This window comes from Mycobacterium sp. NGS11, assembly GCF_059813315.1.
Map to the genome: position 1 here is coordinate 45,218 of NZ_JCALEJ010000029.1, position 18,386 is coordinate 63,603.

19 protein-coding genes are annotated in these 18,386 nt (G+C 66.7%); 7 read left to right on the plus strand and 12 right to left on the minus strand.

The window, feature by feature from the left end:
- Positions 1–2: 2 nt before the first annotated feature.
- The 9 genes from AC5Y4T_RS22880 to AC5Y4T_RS22920 all read right to left on the minus strand — a co-directional run bounded on the left by AC5Y4T_RS22880 (position 3) and on the right by AC5Y4T_RS22920 (position 7,684).
- Positions 3–1,460 carry a dihydrolipoyl dehydrogenase family protein gene (locus AC5Y4T_RS22880; RefSeq protein ID WP_499955563.1) on the minus strand — a complete coding sequence of 486 codons (1,458 nt, stop codon included), beginning with the start codon at positions 1,458–1,460 and terminating at the stop codon, positions 3–5.
- 54 nt (positions 1,461–1,514) lie between these two features.
- Positions 1,515–2,198, minus strand: coding sequence for a haloacid dehalogenase type II (locus AC5Y4T_RS22885; RefSeq protein ID WP_499955565.1), 684 nt, complete (start codon positions 2,196–2,198; stop codon positions 1,515–1,517).
- A gap of 1 nt (position 2,199) precedes the next feature.
- Positions 2,200–2,793 (minus strand): TMEM175 family protein, encoded by a 594-nt coding sequence (locus tag AC5Y4T_RS22890; RefSeq protein ID WP_499955567.1) that lies wholly within the window; start codon positions 2,791–2,793, stop codon positions 2,200–2,202.
- A gap of 39 nt (positions 2,794–2,832) precedes the next feature.
- A complete protein-coding gene (locus tag AC5Y4T_RS22895) occupies positions 2,833–3,258 on the minus strand; it encodes a VOC family protein (RefSeq protein ID WP_499955569.1) in 426 nt (141 codons plus the stop codon).
- Positions 3,259–3,260: 2 nt separating this feature from the next.
- Positions 3,261–4,142 carry a DUF427 domain-containing protein gene (locus AC5Y4T_RS22900; RefSeq protein ID WP_499955571.1) on the minus strand — a complete coding sequence of 294 codons (882 nt, stop codon included), beginning with the start codon at positions 4,140–4,142 and terminating at the stop codon, positions 3,261–3,263.
- Between the two features lie 54 nt (positions 4,143–4,196).
- Positions 4,197–5,243 carry a zinc-binding dehydrogenase gene (locus tag AC5Y4T_RS22905; RefSeq protein WP_499955573.1) on the minus strand — a complete coding sequence of 349 codons (1,047 nt, stop codon included), beginning with the start codon at positions 5,241–5,243 and terminating at the stop codon, positions 4,197–4,199.
- A gap of 121 nt (positions 5,244–5,364) precedes the next feature.
- The gene (locus AC5Y4T_RS22910; RefSeq protein ID WP_499955575.1) at positions 5,365–6,036 is read right to left on the minus strand and encodes a TetR/AcrR family transcriptional regulator; all 672 of its coding nucleotides are present in this window, start codon (positions 6,034–6,036) and stop codon (positions 5,365–5,367) included.
- 24 nt (positions 6,037–6,060) lie between these two features.
- Positions 6,061–6,756 (minus strand): TetR/AcrR family transcriptional regulator, encoded by a 696-nt coding sequence (locus tag AC5Y4T_RS22915; protein ID WP_499918894.1) that lies wholly within the window; start codon positions 6,754–6,756, stop codon positions 6,061–6,063.
- 58 nt (positions 6,757–6,814) lie between these two features.
- Positions 6,815–7,684, minus strand: a complete 870-nt coding sequence (locus AC5Y4T_RS22920) for an alpha/beta fold hydrolase (protein ID WP_499918893.1) — start codon at positions 7,682–7,684, stop codon at positions 6,815–6,817.
- A 232-nt stretch (positions 7,685–7,916) separates the two neighbouring features.
- Between AC5Y4T_RS22920 and AC5Y4T_RS22925 the strand changes: the two genes are divergently transcribed.
- Positions 7,917–9,629, plus strand: coding sequence for an MOSC domain-containing protein (locus tag AC5Y4T_RS22925; protein WP_499955577.1), 1,713 nt, complete (start codon positions 7,917–7,919; stop codon positions 9,627–9,629).
- A gap of 3 nt (positions 9,630–9,632) precedes the next feature.
- Here AC5Y4T_RS22925 and AC5Y4T_RS22930 read toward each other — a convergent pair whose 3' ends face one another.
- From AC5Y4T_RS22930 to AC5Y4T_RS22940, 3 genes are all read right to left on the minus strand, one after another.
- Positions 9,633–10,373 (minus strand): SDR family NAD(P)-dependent oxidoreductase, encoded by a 741-nt coding sequence (locus AC5Y4T_RS22930; protein ID WP_499955579.1) that lies wholly within the window; start codon positions 10,371–10,373, stop codon positions 9,633–9,635.
- 69 nt (positions 10,374–10,442) lie between these two features.
- Complete coding sequence (locus tag AC5Y4T_RS22935; protein WP_499949699.1) at positions 10,443–11,240, minus strand: family 1 encapsulin nanocompartment shell protein; 798 nt, start codon at positions 11,238–11,240, stop codon at positions 10,443–10,445.
- A complete protein-coding gene (locus AC5Y4T_RS22940; RefSeq protein WP_499955590.1) occupies positions 11,237–12,253 on the minus strand; it encodes a Dyp-type peroxidase in 1,017 nt (338 codons plus the stop codon). The genes AC5Y4T_RS22935 and AC5Y4T_RS22940 overlap by 4 nt, the downstream gene beginning before the upstream one ends.
- 37 nt (positions 12,254–12,290) lie before the next feature.
- On the opposite strand from AC5Y4T_RS22940, the gene AC5Y4T_RS22945 reads away from it, so the two are divergent.
- The 6 genes from AC5Y4T_RS22945 to AC5Y4T_RS22970 form a co-directional block, all read left to right on the plus strand.
- On the plus strand, positions 12,291–13,598 hold the full coding sequence (locus AC5Y4T_RS22945) for a M18 family aminopeptidase (protein ID WP_499955592.1): 1,308 nt from the start codon (positions 12,291–12,293) through the stop codon (positions 13,596–13,598).
- Between the two features lie 14 nt (positions 13,599–13,612).
- Positions 13,613–13,960, plus strand: coding sequence for a VOC family protein (locus tag AC5Y4T_RS22950; protein ID WP_499918888.1), 348 nt, complete (start codon positions 13,613–13,615; stop codon positions 13,958–13,960).
- Positions 13,961–14,031: 71 nt separating this feature from the next.
- Positions 14,032–16,329, plus strand: coding sequence for a phosphoribosylformylglycinamidine synthase subunit PurL (gene purL, locus AC5Y4T_RS22955; RefSeq protein ID WP_499955581.1), 2,298 nt, complete (start codon positions 14,032–14,034; stop codon positions 16,327–16,329).
- 19 nt (positions 16,330–16,348) lie between these two features.
- The gene (locus AC5Y4T_RS22960; protein ID WP_499955584.1) at positions 16,349–16,993 is read left to right on the plus strand and encodes an Rv0804 family intramembrane glutamic endopeptidase; all 645 of its coding nucleotides are present in this window, start codon (positions 16,349–16,351) and stop codon (positions 16,991–16,993) included.
- 3 nt (positions 16,994–16,996) lie between these two features.
- Entirely contained in the window at positions 16,997–17,386 is a 390-nt protein-coding gene (locus tag AC5Y4T_RS22965; RefSeq protein ID WP_499955586.1) for a sterol carrier family protein, read from the plus strand.
- A 137-nt stretch (positions 17,387–17,523) separates the two neighbouring features.
- Positions 17,524–18,386: amidophosphoribosyltransferase (locus tag AC5Y4T_RS22970; RefSeq protein WP_499955588.1), on the plus strand; the 863-nt coding region annotated here is incomplete at its 3' end.

Here is an 18,386-nt window from a genome sequence, read left to right on the forward strand (position 1 = left end):
GGTCAATTATCGTCCGGGGCGTCTCGATACGCCTCGAGCAGTCTCAGCCATAGCTCGCTGATGGTGGGGAAGCACGGTACCGCATGCCACAACCGGTCGACCGGCACCTGGCCTGCGACGGCGATGGTGGCCGAGTGCAGGAGCTCCGTCACGCCCGGGCCGACCATGGTGACGCCGAGCAGGTGGCCGCGATCCGCATCTACCACCATCCGCGCGCGGCCCGTGTAGCCGTCCGCGTAAAGTTTGGCTCCCGTTACCACATCGCCGATTTCGATGTCGACTGTGCGAATTCGGTGTCCGGCTTGGCCGGCCTGCTCAGCCGTCAGTCCCACGGCAGCCGCTTCGGGGTCGGTGAAAAAGGCCTGCGGCACCGCGTGATGGTCGGCGGTCGTGGCATGCGCACCCCACGGTTTGGTGTCCAACGGCTTTCCCGCAGCACGGGCGCCGATGGCCGCACCGGCAATGCGGCCCTGGTACTTGCCCTGATGGGTGAGCAGCGCCCGGCGATTGACGTCGCCAGCCGCGTAGAGCCAGCCGTCGTCGACGGCGCCGCGCACCAGACAGGTGTCGTCCACCTCGAGCCAGCTGCCCGGCCTCAATCCCACTGTCTCCAAACCGATGTCGTCGGTCAGCGGGGCGCGGCCGGTGGCGAAGAGCACCTCGTTGACGGGCAACTCGGTGCCGTCATCCAAATCGAGGACGACATGGGAATCGTCCGGGCGGCGCAACGCGCGGACCGATATCCCCGTGCGCAAGTCGACGCCCGCCTCGGCGAGGCCGCGCCCGATCAGCTCGCCCACGAAGGGCTCCATCCTGGGCAGCAGTCCCGAACCTCGCACCAACAGGGTCACCTCGGAGCCCAATCCCCGCCACGCCGTGGCCATTTCGACACCTACGCCGCCGGCGCCGACGACCGCCAGCCGCTCCGGGACGGCGCTGCTATCGGTGGCCCGCCGGTTGGTCCATGGTCTCGCCTCGGCGAGGCCGGGCAGGTCGGGCAACGCGGTGCGGCTTCCGGTGCAGATGACCACCGCGTGCCGTGCGGCGACCGCCAACTGGTCGCCGGTGGCGTCGGTGACGACGACGCGGCGCGGCCCGTCTAATCGCCCGTGCCCGCGTATCAGGGTCGCGCCGGTCCCGCTCACCCAGTGGGCCTGGCTGCTGTCGTCCCAGTCGGTGACGTAGCGGTTGCGGCGGCCGAATACGCCGTCGGTGCTCAGCGAGCCTGTGACCGCCTCCCGCGCGCCGTCGATCCTGCGGGTGTCGGAAAGCGCAATCACGGGGCGCAGCAGTGCTTTACTGGGCACACACGCCCAATACGAGCACTCGCCGCCAACGAGTTCGCGCTCAATCAGAGCAACGCGCAGTCCTGCGGCTCGGGCCCGTTCGGCGGCGTTTTGGCCGACCGGGCCGGCGCCGAGCACCACGACGTCGAACTCTTCTGCCTCAGCTGCTGCCATGGTCGACGATCCTCTCGCGTGGTGGCCGCGGCGCCGAGGCCCCGCTCCGGGTATTCATCGGAGATTGGTCAGTTGCTCGGCGAGCTGACGCACATCACTGGCGACGATGTTCGGCTGCGGCAGGCCGTCGATCGGCAGCGGTGCGTTGCCGCGCCGGGTAATGAGGGCCCCGCCGAATCCGACATGCTGCGCACCGATGGTGTCCCACACGTGCGCGGCCACCATCATGCAATCGGGCGGAGCCACCCCGATCGTCTCGCATGCGTACCGATACACGGCGGGCGAAGGCTTGAAGACGCTGCGGGCATCGACGCTCAGTTGATGTTCGAAATAGCTAGCCAGCCCGGAATTCTGCAGTGCGGTCGGGCCATCCGGATTGGGCGGGGAGTTGCTCAAAGTCACCAGCCGAAAGCCGTTGTCACGCAGCGCAGCCAGCCCCTCGGCGGCATCGGGGTGCGCCGGCATCGTGAGCAGCCCGGCCTTCAGCCGCTGCGCGTCGCTTTCGGAAACGTTCACCCGGTAGATGTCGCCCAGCATGCGCAGCACCCCCTCGGCGAGCACCGGAAACGTCACGTAGTTGCCGGCCAGCGTGATCGACATCGAGTACATGACGAGTTGAGCGAACCATTCGCGCAACATGCGCTCATCGCCGAACAGCTCACCGAAAAGCGGTGCGATGGACTCGATGTCGAGCAGTGTCTCGTTGACGTCGAAGACGAGGACGGACGGTGCTGTCATGCTAGTGCTCGACATTCTTTCGTTGGGGAATATCCGGTCGTAGGTAACCCACCAGGCACAGCACAATCAGCAACATCGCGGCCACCGGCCACCACAAGGCGATCAGCGCCGCCGTCACAAACACGCCCAGCGTGATGAAGGACCTCATCCGCAGCATGCGTCGCATCCGCGCCGAAGCATTCTGGTGCAAAGGCCGATCGACCGCCTCCCAGCACAGCGCCAGGTAGGTGATGTTGACCAGGACGAAGACCGCGGCGTATGAGGACACCGGTGCCGCGGCCAGCCTGCTGTCGGCGATCCACTCGGTGGTGAAAGGGATCAGCGATACCGAAAACAGGTGGGCGAAGTTCGACCACACCAAGCGCGGTGTCGCGACCTGCGCGTAGTTCAACACGTGGTGGTGGTTAACCCAGACGATGGCGATGAACAGGTAGCTGACCACATAGCTGAGTCCGGTGGGCCATAGCGGCAGGAGGGCGCCGAAGCCATGTGCGCTCGGCGGCCTGAGTGCCAACACCAAGATCGTGATGAGCACGGCGAAGACGCCGTCGGAGAACCCGCGCACCCGCTCGGGAGTGGTGCCTTGTTCCGTCACCGTTACCTTCCGATCTGCCGCATTGCACCGAAGCCGTTTTTAGGCCGGCTGATGGTCCCGCTCTTGGACCACCCAAGCATTGCCGTCAGGATCGCGGAAATCGGCGAAGCTCGCATAGTCGCCGCGATCTGGATCGGCACCCGCGAGAAAGGTGCCGCTCCAGCCGCCGTCGGTGTCCTTATGCCGTATCTCGCTGACTGTTACGCCGCGATCAGTGAGCTCGGCGCGGCAGGCTTCGATGTCGGAGACGACAAGATACAAGCCCCGCACGGAGCCAACCGGCGCATCCGTCAGCCCCACGCCGAATTGTATTGAGGTGCCCGATCCCTCAGGCGTCAACTGGATGACCCGGAACTCGGGCGTGGGGGCGTAATCGACCTCGAGGTTGAAGCCAACCTGGTCACGGTAGAACCGCAACGACCGGTCCGGATCCGCGACGGGCAGGATCACGACTTCCAAGGACATCCTCATGGTGCGCTCCCGGCCGGGTTCTTTCCCAAGATCTCCTCTGTGTCGAGCCCGCGATCCACGCCGTGTGGAATGACGGTCTGGCCCGGTTCGAGTTGAAGTTGCTTGCCGTCGAGGTGCACATCGACCTTGTCCGGCTCGAAGGACACCAGATTGCGAACCCGCGCGACCTCCGTCCAAGCGCCGACGTAAGACCATGCCGCGCGCCGGTGGTTGCCGATGTCATAGTACGAACAAATCCCTTTGTATGGGCAAAAAGTCTCAATATCAATAGGTTTGAGGGTTGACTCATCGATATCCTGGCGCGGCACGTACCATCGGGGCGCAAAGCCGGACTCATACAGTGCCAGCGGGCGATGGGTATCGGCGATCACTCGGTCGCCATCCCGGACGACCAGATGCCGCGCCGTGGAACGGATGTCGATGCGATGATAGGCGTCAGCGGCGTGCCCGACGATCCGCTCCTCTTCTTCGTAGAACCCGTCCATGGCACGCCAGGCAAATGCCACCCGGCCCTCGAGTACCGCTGCATGGGCCGGCAGCCCGGTGTGCTCCCAGGCGCTGTGGTTGGTCTCGCGTCCTGATGCGTTGACGGTGAACCACTGGGTGGCCCCGAGGTCACGGTGCTGCGTCACCCGGTCTTCGGCAAGCAGCGTTCCCTCTTCGATATCGCCGCGCGGAAAGTAGGCGACCGGGTAGCGACCCGGCTCGTGCAACAGCATCACATCCTCGCTGTCGGCGATCCATCGATCAGCGAAGCGCACTCGCATTCGGCGACGCAACGGCTCGGCGAACAGCAACCGCGGCGGCATCGGCTGCTCGGTCAAAAAGTGTCCGAGCGATCCCTTCGCCAGCGGCCCTTGTTGCCATGCCAGACCCATGGAAAGCCCCTCCTTTCCTGAAATTCGTTCGCGCAGTAGTGTTTCTCGTCCGCATCACTCCAGCACGACGACGAGCTTGCCTGCGGCTTCACCCGCCTCGGCGACGCGGTGCGCTTCGCGGATGTCGTCGAACGAGAAGACCCGCGCCGGTGCCGCGTCGAGCTTGCCGTCGGCTATCTGCTGAGCGATCTGACCGAACGGCACATCCGAAACCGGGAACCCGGGGTTCCCGAATACGGGGCTCGCGAAGAAACTGAAGCTCACGCCGCTGGCCATTCGCGCGAGGGGATTGAAATCGCGGATGGGTGCCAGACCACCCAGCCACCCGGCGAGGCAGGCGGTGCCGCCGCGGCGCAACATGTCCAGGGAGTCGAGGATGGTGCTGTTGCCGACGAGGTCGAGTACGGCGTCGATACGCTTGGCTTCCGCGATGTGGGCGGCAAGGTCACCGCGCTCCACCTCCACCCGGGTCGCGCCCAGCTCTTCGAGCATGCCGAAGCGTTGCCGGCTGCGCGTCGTGGCAATGACTTCGGCGCCGGTGATCACCGCCATCTTTAGAGCGGCCTGACCCATAGCCGAAGTCGCCCCACGGATCACCAAGGTCTGTTCCGCGGCAAGATTCAGGTTGCGGTACAGGCAGGTCCACGCCGTCGCATAGGTTTCCGGCAGAGCCGCCAGCTGTGACCACGGCAGGTCGGATTCGATGGGCGCAACATTGGCTGCGCGGACGCGGGTGTACTCTGCGTAGCTGCCGTTGATGGTGCGCCCCAGGCCACCCATCAGCGCCGCGACCTTGGCCCCGACCGGGAATTCGCCGCCCGGGCACGAGTCGACGATGCCGACGCATTCGATGCCGCTGACCTCGGCCGCTTCGGCCCATTCGCCGCGACGCATGTGGATCTCGGCATGGTTGATGCCGAAACCCTTTATCGCAATGACGACTTCGCCATCTTTCGGCAGCGGCTTGGGAATTTCGGTGTAGACCAGGCTGTCCAGACCGCCGAACTTTTCCAAGATGATCGCCCGCATGGCTTGTCCACCGGCTTGCTCGCGTACGACCGCCGGTGCGGTTGGCAGCTGAGGTGACTCGAGCATGGACATCGGCTGCCTCTTTCACCATCGTCGGCGGCGACGGCACCAGGTGGCGCGACGCATAATAATGGGCCAACTGACCCATTATTATGGGTGACCATATCCCCCATGTCCAGCGAAACGTCAACACTCAGACGCTGCGCTGCGCGCGCGACGACGCGGGTTGACTCTTACGCCGCGGGGGTTGCACCGCGAAGGAGCACACATAGTCGACCGCGGCATCGACGGCGGCCCGCAGCGGTTGCGGATCACCGGTGACGTGGGTGAGCATCGCGCCGCCCTGGTGCGCGGCGACCATGGATACGGCCAGATGCCGCGCGTCGGCCTCCGGGCGCAGGTCGCCGCGCTCACGCATCGACTCCAGGCCGGCCCGAAACAGGTCGATCCACTGGTCGTATCCCGCGGCCAACTCATCGTGTATCTCGCGGTCGGCCTCGATCAGCTCACCGGCCAGGGACCCATAGACGCAACCGCCGACGCGGTACACGGCGTCGATGTCGGCCACGCAGCCATCGGCCCAGGCCTGCAGGGCAGCGAGGCTGTCGAGCCCGGCGAACTGCGGCCGAGTGTGGAAGGCTCGCACGTCATTACGGCGCGCATCGATGACATGGCGGGTCAGGTCGCGCTTATCGCCGAAGTAGTGGGAGATCTGGGATCCACCCACCGCGGCGCCGCGACGAACCTGGTCGACGCTCGTGTTGGCGACGCCCCGTTCGAACATCAACCGGGCGGCGACCTCGATGATTCGCGCGCGCGTCGCCAGTCCCTTGCGGGTGAAGCGCGATGGGTTGCGTTCGGTCACTTCGCCGCCTTCGGGACCAATCGCTCACCCGGCCCGTCGCGCCGGGCGGCGCGCGCGGGACCGGCGCGGCGGACGGGGTGCTCGCTCGGCGGGGTCGGTGGCGAACAGACGTAAATAGTTGATTGCGAAGCGAATGGCGTCGGCGTGCGGCCACTCCTCTTGGTAGGTGAAGGTCAGCACACCACCGCCCTGGTGCGCGGTGACGATCACCAACGCCAGTTGGTTTGGATCGGCATCGCGAACCAGCAACCCGTCGTCTTTCATCCGCGCAATTGCCCGTTCCAGCAATTCAATCCACTGCCGGTACCCGGCGGCCAGCGCCTCGCGGGTGGCGTCGTCTGACTTCGCCAACTGGGCGGTCAAGGCGTGGTAGGTAGGGGTGCCGAAATAGCCGATGCGCCGCAGGTAGCGCATGTTCAGATCGATCCAGCGCTCGAAGTCGTCAAACGAACCTAGGCCGCGAAGGGTGGGCTGGCGATGAAAATCCAAGACGACGCCGATCTGGCGCCTGATCACCGCGCGAATGAGCGCCGCCTTGTCGGTGAAATAGTGGGCAAGCTGCGAGCCGCTGACCGAAGCCGCCCGGCGCACGCTGTCCATGTTGGACGCGGACAGGCCCTCGGTAACGATCAGCTGAGCGGCGGCCTGCACGATTCGGTCGCGGGTGGCTCGCCCCTTGGCGGTCAACCGTTGTTCGTCGTGAACATCGGGATGGGCCATCGCGCCAGGCTAACCCGGGAGCGCCCCCATTCATGGGATCTCCAGCCCAAACATCGGCTCAGGCCTGGGCTTGGGTCGCGAGGAAGTTCCGGATCAGCCGGGCGACGTCGTCGCACGCGGATTCCAGCAGAAAGTGTCCGCCGTCGAGCAGATGGATCTCGGCGTCGGGCAGGTCGTCGGCGAACGCCTCGGCGCCGGCCGGGCCGAAGATCTCGTCGCCGCGGCCCCAGACCGCCAGCAGCGGTACCCGGGCGGCCCGGAAGTAGTCGTGCAGGCGCGGATACAGGGCCGCATTGGTGGCGTAGTCGCGAAACAACTTGAGTTGCACCAGATCGTTGCCGGGACGGGAGATCAGGGCGTAGTCATGTTGCCAGGATTCGGGATCGACCAGCGTCTCCTCGGCCACGCCGGTCACGTACTGCCAACGGGTGGCATCCAGGGTGAGGAACTGGCGCACCGCCGCCTCGGTATCCGCCGTCTGCTCCTGTTGGTACGCCTGCACGACCTTCCAGAAGCTCTCGACGAATCCCGCGTCATAGCCATTGCCGTTCTGGCTGATGATCGCGGTGATCGCGGCCGGGTCGCGCAACGCGAGTCGCCAGCCGATCGGCGCGCCGTAGTCCTGAACGTACATGGCGTACCGGTTGACGCCCAGGGTTCCCAGCAGACCCGCCGTGAGGTCGGTCAGCCCGTCGAAGGTGTAGTCGAACTCGTCGACCGGTGGGGCGTCGGACAGCCCGAAGCCGAGGTGATCCGGTGCGATGACGTGGTATTCGTCGGCGAGGGCGGGGATCAGGTGGCGGAACATGTACGAGCTGGTGGGAAAACCGTGCAGGAGAACCACCGCGGGGGCGGCGTCATCGCCGGCCTCCCGGTAGAAGATCTGATGACCGTCGACGTTGGCGTAGCGATGATGAACCGCAGGCATGGCATTCCTCCTGAGTCAATGCATTTCAGCATCGTGCGCCTCGGCGGCGTCCGATGGAGGTGCGCGGAACCCAGACTCTAGATTATGGGTTGTATGACCCAGTATGCACCAAACGGGCGGCTCGCGACAGCCCGTGAAGCCGAGGTGTTGCCGCACGAACCGGCCTGCCATATTCTGGGCGAACCATCCCAGTTGGGGCTCGTACGAATACGAGCCGGTTCGAGGTGACACAGTGGGCAGGCTTGTCTCGGTGAACGTGGGCATGCCCAAGAACGTCCAATGGCGAGACAAAGCGGTCTACACCGGGATCTGGAAGGCTCCGATCGAGGGGCCAGTCATGGTGCGCCGGCTGAACGTCGATGGCGACGGCCAGGGGGACCTTGCCGGGCATGGTGGGGAGCAACGCGCCGTCATGGTGTACCAGACCGAAGCATACGACTTCTGGAAGGCATATCTGGGTCGTGACGACCTGCAACCCGGACACTTCGGCGAGAACTTCACCGTCACCGGACTCGCCGACGACGACGTCTGCATCGGAGACCGCTATCGCATCGGCGATGCCGAGTTCGAGGTCACCCAGCCGCGGGTCACTTGTTTTCGGGTCGGCATCCGACTCGACGAGCCGAACATGCCCAATCTGCTTGTCTCTCAACATCGCCCGGGCTTCTACTTCCGGGTAATCACCGACGGCCACGTGCGGGCCGGCGACGACATCGTGCGGACCCGCCGAGGCCGCCACGAACTCAGCGTCGCCGACGTGGACGCGTTGCTCTATCTGCCCGACCGCGACGACGAAATGTTGCGTAAGGCCATCGACGTTCCGGCGCTCAGCCCCGGCTGGCAACAGTCGTTTCACGAGCTGCTGGCCGCACACGACGGCGCGGCACCCGCGCTAGCGCCGCCCATCAGAGCCGAACCGGGATGGACAGGCTTCCGCAACTTGCGTGTGACCCAAACACGCCGGGAGAGTCCACAAGTACTTTCGTTCCGACTGGAAGCCGACGACCACAGTCCGCTGCCACCGGCGCTTCCCGGCCAGTACCTGACGGTCAAGATCGCTGGCGCCGGTGAGCCCGCACCGATGCGCAGCTACTCGCTGTCCGACGGATCCGGCGCCGGCTATTACCGCATCAGCGTCAAGCGCGAGGACCACGGTGTGGTCAGCCGGTGGTTGCACACCCGCATTCACCCTGGGTCGGTGATCGCGGCGGCCGCGCCCCGCGGCGCCTTCTTCCTCACCGACGACTCCAGCCCGGTCATCCTGTTCTCCGCCGGTATCGGGGCGACGCCGGTGCTGGCGATGCTGCATGCGCTGTCCGCGGCCGCGAGCCGTCGCGACATCTGGTGGTTGCACACCACTCACAGTCGCGAAACCCAGGCCTTCGCAGACGAAGTCACGACGCTCATCGAGTCATTGCCGCACGCCAGGCAGCAAATCTTCTACACCGAAACACAAGGCCGCCTGCGGCGCGAATCCATCGCGGCGTTGGGCCTGCCCACCGATGCCACCGTATATCTCTGCGGACCAACGCAATTCATGTCGAATATGCGCGAGGCCCTGATCGGCATTGGATTCGACTCCACGCGCATTCACAGCGAGCTGTTCGGCGCGCTGCCCGCGATCAGCCCGGGCATTGTCGAGACCGGTGATCACAAGCCACCGCATCAACCTGTAGGACCGCGGGGCACGGGGCCCGCGATCACCTTTGCGCGCAGCGGATTAACGGTAAGCTGGTCCCCCCAGTACCACAGCATCCTCGACCTGGCCGAAGATTGCGACGTGCCAACCCGTTTTTCCTGCCGCAGCGGGGTGTGCCACCTGTGTGTAACCGGGATCATCGCCGGGACGACCGCCTACGTGCAACGGCCATTGGAGCCGCCCGGCCAGGGGTCGGTGCTGATCTGCTCGGCGGCCCCGGAGACCGATGTGGTTCTCGACCTCTAGCGTTTACGCGGCAATCGCTCGTTGACCTCCGGTCGCGTGCAGAATGGCGCCGTTGACATAGCTGGCGTCCGGAGATGCGAGGAAGACCACGGCACTGGCGATTTCGCCCGCGTCGGCCACGCGTTTCACCGTGGTGATCGCCGCGATGGTATCCAGGACACCCGGAAGGGCCGCGGCCCCAGGCGTTTCGGTCGGTCCGGCGGCTACAGCATTCACCCGCACGCCCGACTCGCCGAACTCATCGGCCCACACGCGGGTCAGCTGCTCCAAGCCGGCCTTTGTGGCCCCGTAGACACCCGCGCCGCGGGTTGCCACGGAAGCGGCCAGGGTACTCACGTTCACCACGGCGCCGTTACCCCGAGCGGCCATGGCCGGCACCAACTGCTGCACCAAAATGTACGGCGCGCGCAGGTTGACGTTGACGTGTTCGTCGAAGGTCGCGTCGTCGGTGTCCGCGGTGGGACCGAATTCGTAGATTCCGGCATTGTTGATCAGGATGTCGACCGGTCCCGCCTCGGCGGCCAATCGCCGCACATCGTCGGCGTCGTTGAGGTCTGCTGCGACGAAACGTGCCGTGCCGTCGGCATTTTCAATATCGCGGACGGTCTTGGCGCCGCGTTCGGCATTGCGGCCCTGCACCACGACCTCGGCCCCGTGAGCCGCAAGCTGCAGTGCGATTTCCCGGCCGATACCCGATGTCGCGCCGGTGACCAATGCGGTCGAGCCGGCCAAAGTTGTTGCCATCGAAACCCTGCCTCCAAGAGAGAAGTTCAGTTGCTCTCCCGGTAAGCAAGGGCTTGCCGCCAATTATTCCTACGGGTTGAGGGGAACGGAGGCCTCGGCGGTGTAGCACAAAAAGGTCAGCGTCTCCTGGAGATACAGCTGCACGGTGTCCGCGTCATGGCTGGTGTACCCGATCGACACGTCGTGTCCGAGCTGCAGGTCGAAGTCGCCGCCGCGGGTGGTCAGCACGAAGGCGCCGTCGATCGCCGGCGCCCAGATGATGTCGCCGGGAACCAATCGGTCGATGTGTTCGAGGATCGGGTAGCCGTGTTCGGTCGTCTCGCTGACCCGCGTGTAGACGTCGGCGGACAGCAGCACCGAGTACGGACCGTCGACACCGGCCAGCCGGAGTTCGGAGATCGCCTGAGTGATGACGTCGGGAATCTCCCGCGGGTCCGCCGGCAAGGTCAGTGACTTATTCGAGCTGGCGGAGCGGATGCCCTCGATCGATGCCGCGGCGTAGCCCTCGAAAATGGCCCGGTCTTCCACGAATGCCAGCTTCTTGGCGGCTTCCTTGACCGGGTCCCAGTCGGAATCGTTGGCGCCGCGCTCGACGTTGTCGATCTCGTAGCGTGACAGGGTGAACGGAACCCGCAGTCGGACAAGGGGTTTGCTCTCGCGCAGGTGAGCCTCTACGCCTTCCGTGGGTGCTGCGACGTTGGCGAGCCGGCCGGTGCTCACCGCGGCGGTAACCGGTCCGCCGGGCTCGCTGACGTCGACCACTCGACGCCCGGCGATGTGGCGTTTGAAGGTGCGGGTCGCCTCCAATTCGATTTCTTCCCAGGCGGCTTCGGTGACCGGTGCCAGGTCGCGGTAGAGGTTGTTCATGAACTCGTTCCTTTCAGGCTGCCGATCGAGAGTGAGCCGTTCTGTGCAGCAGGCGTTTCCGCCAACGGCGCTGCGGGAAGTGGTGGTGGATCATCGAGAAAGTCGAGGGTGGGGGAGAAGAACAATCCGCCGGTGATGGCCGTGGAGAAGTCGAGGATGCGGTCGGTGTTTCCGGGCGGGTCGCCGAGGAACATGTTGCGCAGCATCCGTTCGGTGACTTGGGGCGTGCGCGAATAGCCGATGAAGTACGTGCCGTATTCGCTTTTGCCCAACTCGCCGAACGGCATGTTGTGCCGCACGATTTTCAGTTCGGTGCCGTCGTCGTCGGTGATCACATTGAGGGCGATGTGGGCGTTGCCCGGCTTGACGTCGTCGTCGAGCTCGATGTCGTCGAGCTTGGTGCGGCCGATCACGCGCTCCTGCTCGGTAACCGAGATCGAATGCCACGCCGACATGTCGTGCACGTACTTCTGCACGTGCACATAGCACGAGCCGGCGAAGTCGGGATCCTCGTCACCGATCGCGGTGGCACTCGTGGCCAGCGCGCCGTCCGGGTTCTCGGTGCCATCGACGAATCCGAGCAGGTCGCGGTTGTCGAAGTAGCGGAAGCCATGCACCTCGTCGACCACGGTGACCGCACCGGCCATGGATTTGAGGATCCGGTCGGCCAGTTCGAAGCACACATCCAAACTTTCGGCCCTGATGTGGAACAACAGATCCCCGGGCGTGGCGGGAGCGGTGTGTCGCGGTCCGTGCAGTTCGGGGAACCGATGCAGTTCGGCGGGTCGGGGTCCGGAGAACAGGCGATCCCAGGCGTCCGAGCCGATCGAGGCGATCGCCGACAACCGTTTCTGCGGTTCGCGAAAACCGATCGCGCGCACCAGTCCGGGAATGTCAGGCAACGCGTCGTGCACCGCCGCCTCCCCGCCGTCGTCGATGGTCACCACCAGGAAGATCGCCGCGGGCGTCAACGGCGCGAGGATGGGTTGCGGCTGGACGGGGGGCACGTGGATGACCCTAACGTGAACCGCACAACGGCGGACAGCCATGATGTTCAACATGTCCGGCGGGCCTCGAAACCAGGCGAAGTCCTCAGCGAGCGCGCAAGGACTCTGCGATTTCATCGACGCCTCTCCGTCACCCTTTCACGTGTGCGCCACGGTGGCCGCCCGGCTGATCGCTGCCGGATACACCGAACTGAGCGAGGCTAAACGCTGGCCGTCCGAACCCGGGCGCTACTTCACGGTGCGGGCGGGCTCACTGGTCGCCTGGAATTCGGAAGGCGCCGACGGACCGTTCCGAATCGTCGGGGCGCACACCGACAGTCCCAACCTCAGGGTCAAGCAGCATCCCGACCGGGTGGTCGCCGGCTGGCGGGTGGTGGCGCTGGAACCGTATGGGGGCGCGTGGCTCAACTCGTGGCTGGACCGCGATCTGGGAATCAGTGGGCGCCTGTCGTTGCGCGCGGACGGCGAAGACGGCGGCGTCGCACACCAGCTGGTGCGCATCGACGAGCCGATCCTTCGGGTGCCGCAGCTGGCCATCCATCTGGCCGAGGACCGCAAGTCGGTGACGCTGGATCCGCAGCGACACGTCAACGCGGTGTGGGGTGTCGGGGATACGACGCGGTCTTTCGTCGATTACGTCGCGGAGCGCGCCGGAGTCGCGCCGACCGACGTGCTGGCCGCCGATCTGATGACCCACGACCTGACTCCCGCGACTGTTGTCGGCGCCGACGCTGGCCTGCTGAGTGCGCCCCGGCTGGACAACCAGGCCAGTTGCTACGCGGGGACGGAGGCACTGCTGGCCGTGGAACGGGCCGGGGCCTACCTGCCCGTGTTGGCGGTCTTCGATCACGAGGAGGTGGGATCGACGTCGGATCACGGCGCGCAATCCGATCTGCTGGGCACCGTGCTCGAGCGAATCGTGCTGGCGGCGGGCGGTAGCCGCGAGGACTACCTGCGCCGGCTGCCGGCCTCACTGCTCGCCTCCGCCGACATGGCGCACGCCACCCACCCCAACTACCCGGAGCGGCACGAGCCCGGCCACCCGATCGCGGTGAACGCCGGGCCGGTGCTCAAGGTGCATCCGAACCTGCGCTACGCCACCGACGGTCGCACCGCCGCGGCGTTCGCGCTGGCCTGCCGGCAGGCCGGAGTGCCGTTGCAGCGCTACGAACATCGCGCCGACCTGCCGTGCGGATCGACGATCGGACCGTTGGCGTCGGCGCGGACGGGCATCCCCACCGTCGACGTCGGCGCAGCCCAACTGGCGATGCACTCCGCGCGCGAGTTGATGGGCGCACACGACGTGGCCCCTTACTCGGCCGCGATGCAGGCTTTTCTGTCGCCCCGCTGACCTACGATCCGGCAATGGCGCTAAACCTAGAAATGGTCACGTTCGACTGCGGCGATCCGGACGGGCTGGCCGGCTGGTGGGCGCAACAATTCGGCGGCGAGACGCACGTCATCCTCGCCGACGAGTTCACGGCGGTGACCTTCCCGGAAGGGCTGCGGCTCGGGTTCCAGAAGGTGCCCGACCCGACGCCAGGCAAGAATCGCGTGCACCTCGATTTGAGCGCGGCCGACGTCGACGCCGAGGTGTCGCGGCTGACGGCGGCCGGAGCCACCGAGGTCGGCCAGCACCGGTTCGGCGACAGCTTCCGCTGGGTGGTGCTCGCCGACCCCGAGGGCAACGTGTTCTGCGTGGTGCGGCAGTAGCCGCGGGTCGCAGCTCAGCCCGGCTCGGCCAGCTCGGCGTCCAGGGTGCGTCCAGCCCTAGACTGTCTGGCGTGACAGTCTCCGGGACGAGCGCGCGCACCCAGGCCATCGACACCGTCGAGCACGCCGCCTCCACTCCCGACGAGCCGCAACCGTTCGCCGAGCTGGGCCTCAAAGACGACGAATATCAGCGGATCCGCGCCATCCTGGGACGCCGGCCGACCGACGCCGAGCTGGCGATGTACTCGGTGATGTGGAGCGAGCATTGCTCCTACAAGTCGTCCAAGGTGCACCTGCGGTACTTCGGCGAGACCACCACCGACGAGATGCGGGCCGGCATGCTGGCCGGCATCGGCGAGAACGCCGGCGTCGTCGACATCGGCGACGGCTGGGCGGTCACCTTCAAAGTCGAGTCGCACAACCACCCGTCCTACGTCGAGCCCTACCAGGGCGCGGCCACCGGGGTCGGCGGGATCGTCCGCGACATCATGGCGATGGGCGCGCGGCCGGTCGCGGTGATGGACCAGCTGAGGTTCGGCGCGGCCGACGCGCCGGACACCCGCCGCGTGGTCGACGGCGTGGTGCGCGGCATCGGCGGCTACGGCAATTCGTTGGGCTTGCCCAACATCGGCGGCGAAACGGTGTTCGATGCCTGCTACGCCGGCAACCCGCTCGTCAACGCCATGTGCGTCGGCGTCTTGCGCCAGGAGGACCTGCACCTGGCCTTCGCCTCGGGCGCCGGCAACAAGATCATCCTGTTCGGTGCCCGTACCGGCCTGGACGGCATCGGCGGGGTTTCGGTGCTGGCTTCGGACACGTTTGACAGCGAGGGATCCCGCAAGAAGCTGCCCTCGGTTCAGGTCGGCGACCCGTTCATGGAGAAGGTGCTCATCGAGTGCTGCCTCGAGCTGTACGCCGGGCAGCTGGTAGTCGGCATCCAGGACCTGGGCGGTGCCGGATTATCTTGCGCCACTTCGGAATTGGCCTCAGCCGGCGACGGCGGGATGGCGATCCAGCTCGAAGCCGTGCCGCTGCGCACCACGCAGATGACGCCCGCGGAGATCCTGTGCAGCGAGTCGCAGGAGCGGATGTGCGCCGTCGTGACCCCGGAAAACGTCGACGCCTTCCTGGCAGTGTGCCGCAAGTGGGACGTGCTGGCCACGGTGATCGGCGAGGTCACCGACGGCGACCGGTTGCAGATCACCTGGCACGGCCAGACAGTCGTCGATGTGCCGCCGCGCACCGTCGCCCACGAAGGCCCGGTCTACCACCGGCCGGTCGCCCGGCCCGATACCCAGGACGCCTTGAACGCCGACAGCGCCACGCGGTTGCCACGACCGGCCACCGGTGACGAACTGCGCGCCACTTTGCTTGCGCTGCTGGGTAGTCCGCACCTGTGCAGCCGTGCATACATCACCGAGCAGTACGACCGGTACGTGCGCGGCAACACCGTGCTGGCCGAGCACGCCGACGGTGGTGTGCTGCGCGTCGACGAATCCACCGGCCGCGGCATCGCCGTATCCACCGACGCATCCGGCCGCTATACGAAGCTCGATCCGTACGCCGGTGCCCAGCTCGCCCTGGCCGAGGCTTACCGCAACGTCGCCGTCACCGGGGCGGTACCGGTCGCGGTGACCAATTGCCTGAACTTCGGTTCGCCGGAGGACCCCGGAGTGATGTGGCAGTTCTCGCAGGCCGTCAAGGGCCTCGCGGATGGCTGTGTGGCCCTCGGGATTCCGGTGACGGGCGGCAATGTCAGCTTCTACAACCAGACGGGCTCGGCGGCGATCCTGCCCACCCCGGTGGTAGGCGTGCTGGGCGTCATCGATGACGTCGCCCGGCGCATCCCCACCGGCCTGGGCACCGAGCCAGGGGAGACCCTGATGCTGCTCGGCGATACTCGCGACGAGTTCGACGGTTCCACCTGGGCCCAAGTGACCGCCGATCATCTGGGCGGGTTGCCGCCCAAAGTCGACCTGGCCCGCGAGAAGTTGCTCGGGGCGGTGCTGCATTCGGCGTCGCGCGACGGCCTGGTGTCCGCGGCCCACGACCTGTCCGAAGGCGGCCTCGCGCAGGCCGTCGTCGAGGCCGCCCTGGCCGGCGAAACCGGTTGTCGCATCGTGCTTCCCGAGGACGCCGACCCGTTCGTGACGTTGTTCTCCGAGTCGGCGGGTCGCGTGTTGGTGGCGGTGCCGCGCACCGAGGAGAGCCGGTTCCGGTCGATGTGCGAGGCGCGAGGACTGCCGGCGGTGCGCATCGGCGTGGTCGACCAGGCCTCCGACGCGGTCGAGTTCCAGGGGCTGTTCACGGTCCCACTGACCGAACTGCGCGAGACTTCCGAGGCGGTGCTGCCGCGGCTCTTCGGATGAGTTACCGCAGCGGATCCTGATGTCTGCGGGGCATTTTCGTCGAACTGGCGCGTTGTCTTTGGCCGCCGCGCTGATCGGCTGGAGCTTCGTCAGTCCGCGGCTGCCGGCCTCGTGGCGGACGGTGCTGCAGGCCGGCGTGGGTGGCGCGCTGGTGTGGGTGACGCGTGCACCTCTGGGCCTGGGTCCGCCCCGGCTATGGGCCGGCTTGCGATCGGGGTCGCTGGCCGCATTCTTTGTGACGGCTACGGTCGCCGCGACGACCGCGCTGGCGCCCGTCCGCCGATCGATGGCCGACCGCCAGCCACCGGCGACGGCGCCGGAGTGGCTGCTGCTGCGGATACCGGTGGCCACCGTGTGGTCGGAGGAGTCCGCGTTTCGGGGCGCGCTGATGGCCGCGGGCTCCGCTGCTTTCGGTGCGCGCGGTGGACGGCTGTTGCAGGCGTGCGCTTTTGGCCTCTCGCACATCGCCGACGCGCGCGCGACGGGTGAGCCGGTCGCCGGCACGGTGTTGGTCACCGGAACCGCGGGCTGGCTCTTCGGTTGGCTGGCCGAGCGTTCCGGAAGCCTGGCCGCACCCATGCTGGCGCATTTGGCCGTCAACGAAGCCGGTGCCATCGCCGTGCTGGCCGTCCGGTCGTCGGGCCGCGAGATTTTGAGACCCTGAGTCATGGCCCCGCGCGACAGAGCCGACCCGGTGAAGACCCGCCAGGCGTTACTGGCGATCGCGGACTGGCTTGGCGACGAATCACGTCCGGCGCCTGACCGACAGGAATTGGCGACGGCCGTGCGGCTGACCGCCCGCACGCTCGCCGCGGTGGTACCCGGGCGGAGCGTGGAGTTGCGCATCCCCCCGTTCGTCGCGGTGCAGTGCATCGCCGGGCCCACGCACACCCGGGGCACGCCGCCCAACGTGGTGGAAACCGACCCCCGCACCTGGCTGCTGCTGGCCACCGGAAAGTTGTCGTTCGCCGAGGCGCAGCCCACCGGTGCGCTGCGCCTTTCCGGTTCGCGAGCCGGTGAGATTGGACACTGCCTGCCCCTGTTCGATATAGGCTGAACATAACCCTGAACTGCAGCTTTAGGTATTTGAAGTGGCAATTCGTCGCTCAACACGCCCGGCGGATTCGTCGGCGCGGCGACGCTGCCCGTAGACTCCGTTACGTCACCAACCGTTCCCCGGGGAGCTGCCCAATCGTGACCGTCCAAGAACCCGAAGAGGACTTCAACGCACCCCGTGAAGAATGCGGTGTATTCGGGGTATGGGCCCCGGGCGAGGACGTCGCCAAACTCACCTATTACGGCTTGTACGCGCTGCAGCATCGCGGCCAGGAAGCCGCCGGCATCGCCGTGGCAGATGGATCCCAGGTGCTGGTCTTCAAGGACCTCGGCCTGGTCAGCCAGGTGTTCGACGAGCAGACGCTTGGTGCCATGCAGGGCCACGTCGCCATCGGCCACTGCCGCTACTCGACCACTGGCGACACGACGTGGGAAAACGCACAACCGGTTTTCCGCAACACCGCGGCCGGCACCGGGGTTGCATTGGGGCACAACGGCAACCTGGTGAACACCGCCGAGCTCGCCGCCCGCGCCCGCGACGAGGGGCTGATCGCCAAGCGCGCCCCGGCGCCGGCGACGACGGACTCTGACATCTTGGGCGCGCTGTTGGCCCACGGCGCGGCGGACGCCACCCTGGAGCAGGCGGCGCTGGATCTGCTGCCGACCGTGCGCGGCGCATTTTGCCTCACCTTCATGGACGAGAACACCCTGTACGCGTGCCGCGACCCGCATGGGGTGCGGCCGCTTTCGCTCGGACGGCTGGATCGCGGCTGGGTGGTGGCCTCCGAAACGGCGGCCCTCGACATCGTCGGCGCGTCGTTCGTGCGCGACATCGAACCCGGTGAATTGCTGGCGATCGACGCCGACGGCGTCCGCTCCACGCGGTTCGCCAATCCCACCCCCAAGGGCTGCGTCTTCGAGTACGTCTACCTGGCACGACCGGACAGCACGATCGCCGGCCGGTCGGTCCACGCAACGCGGGTGGAGATCGGCCGCCGGCT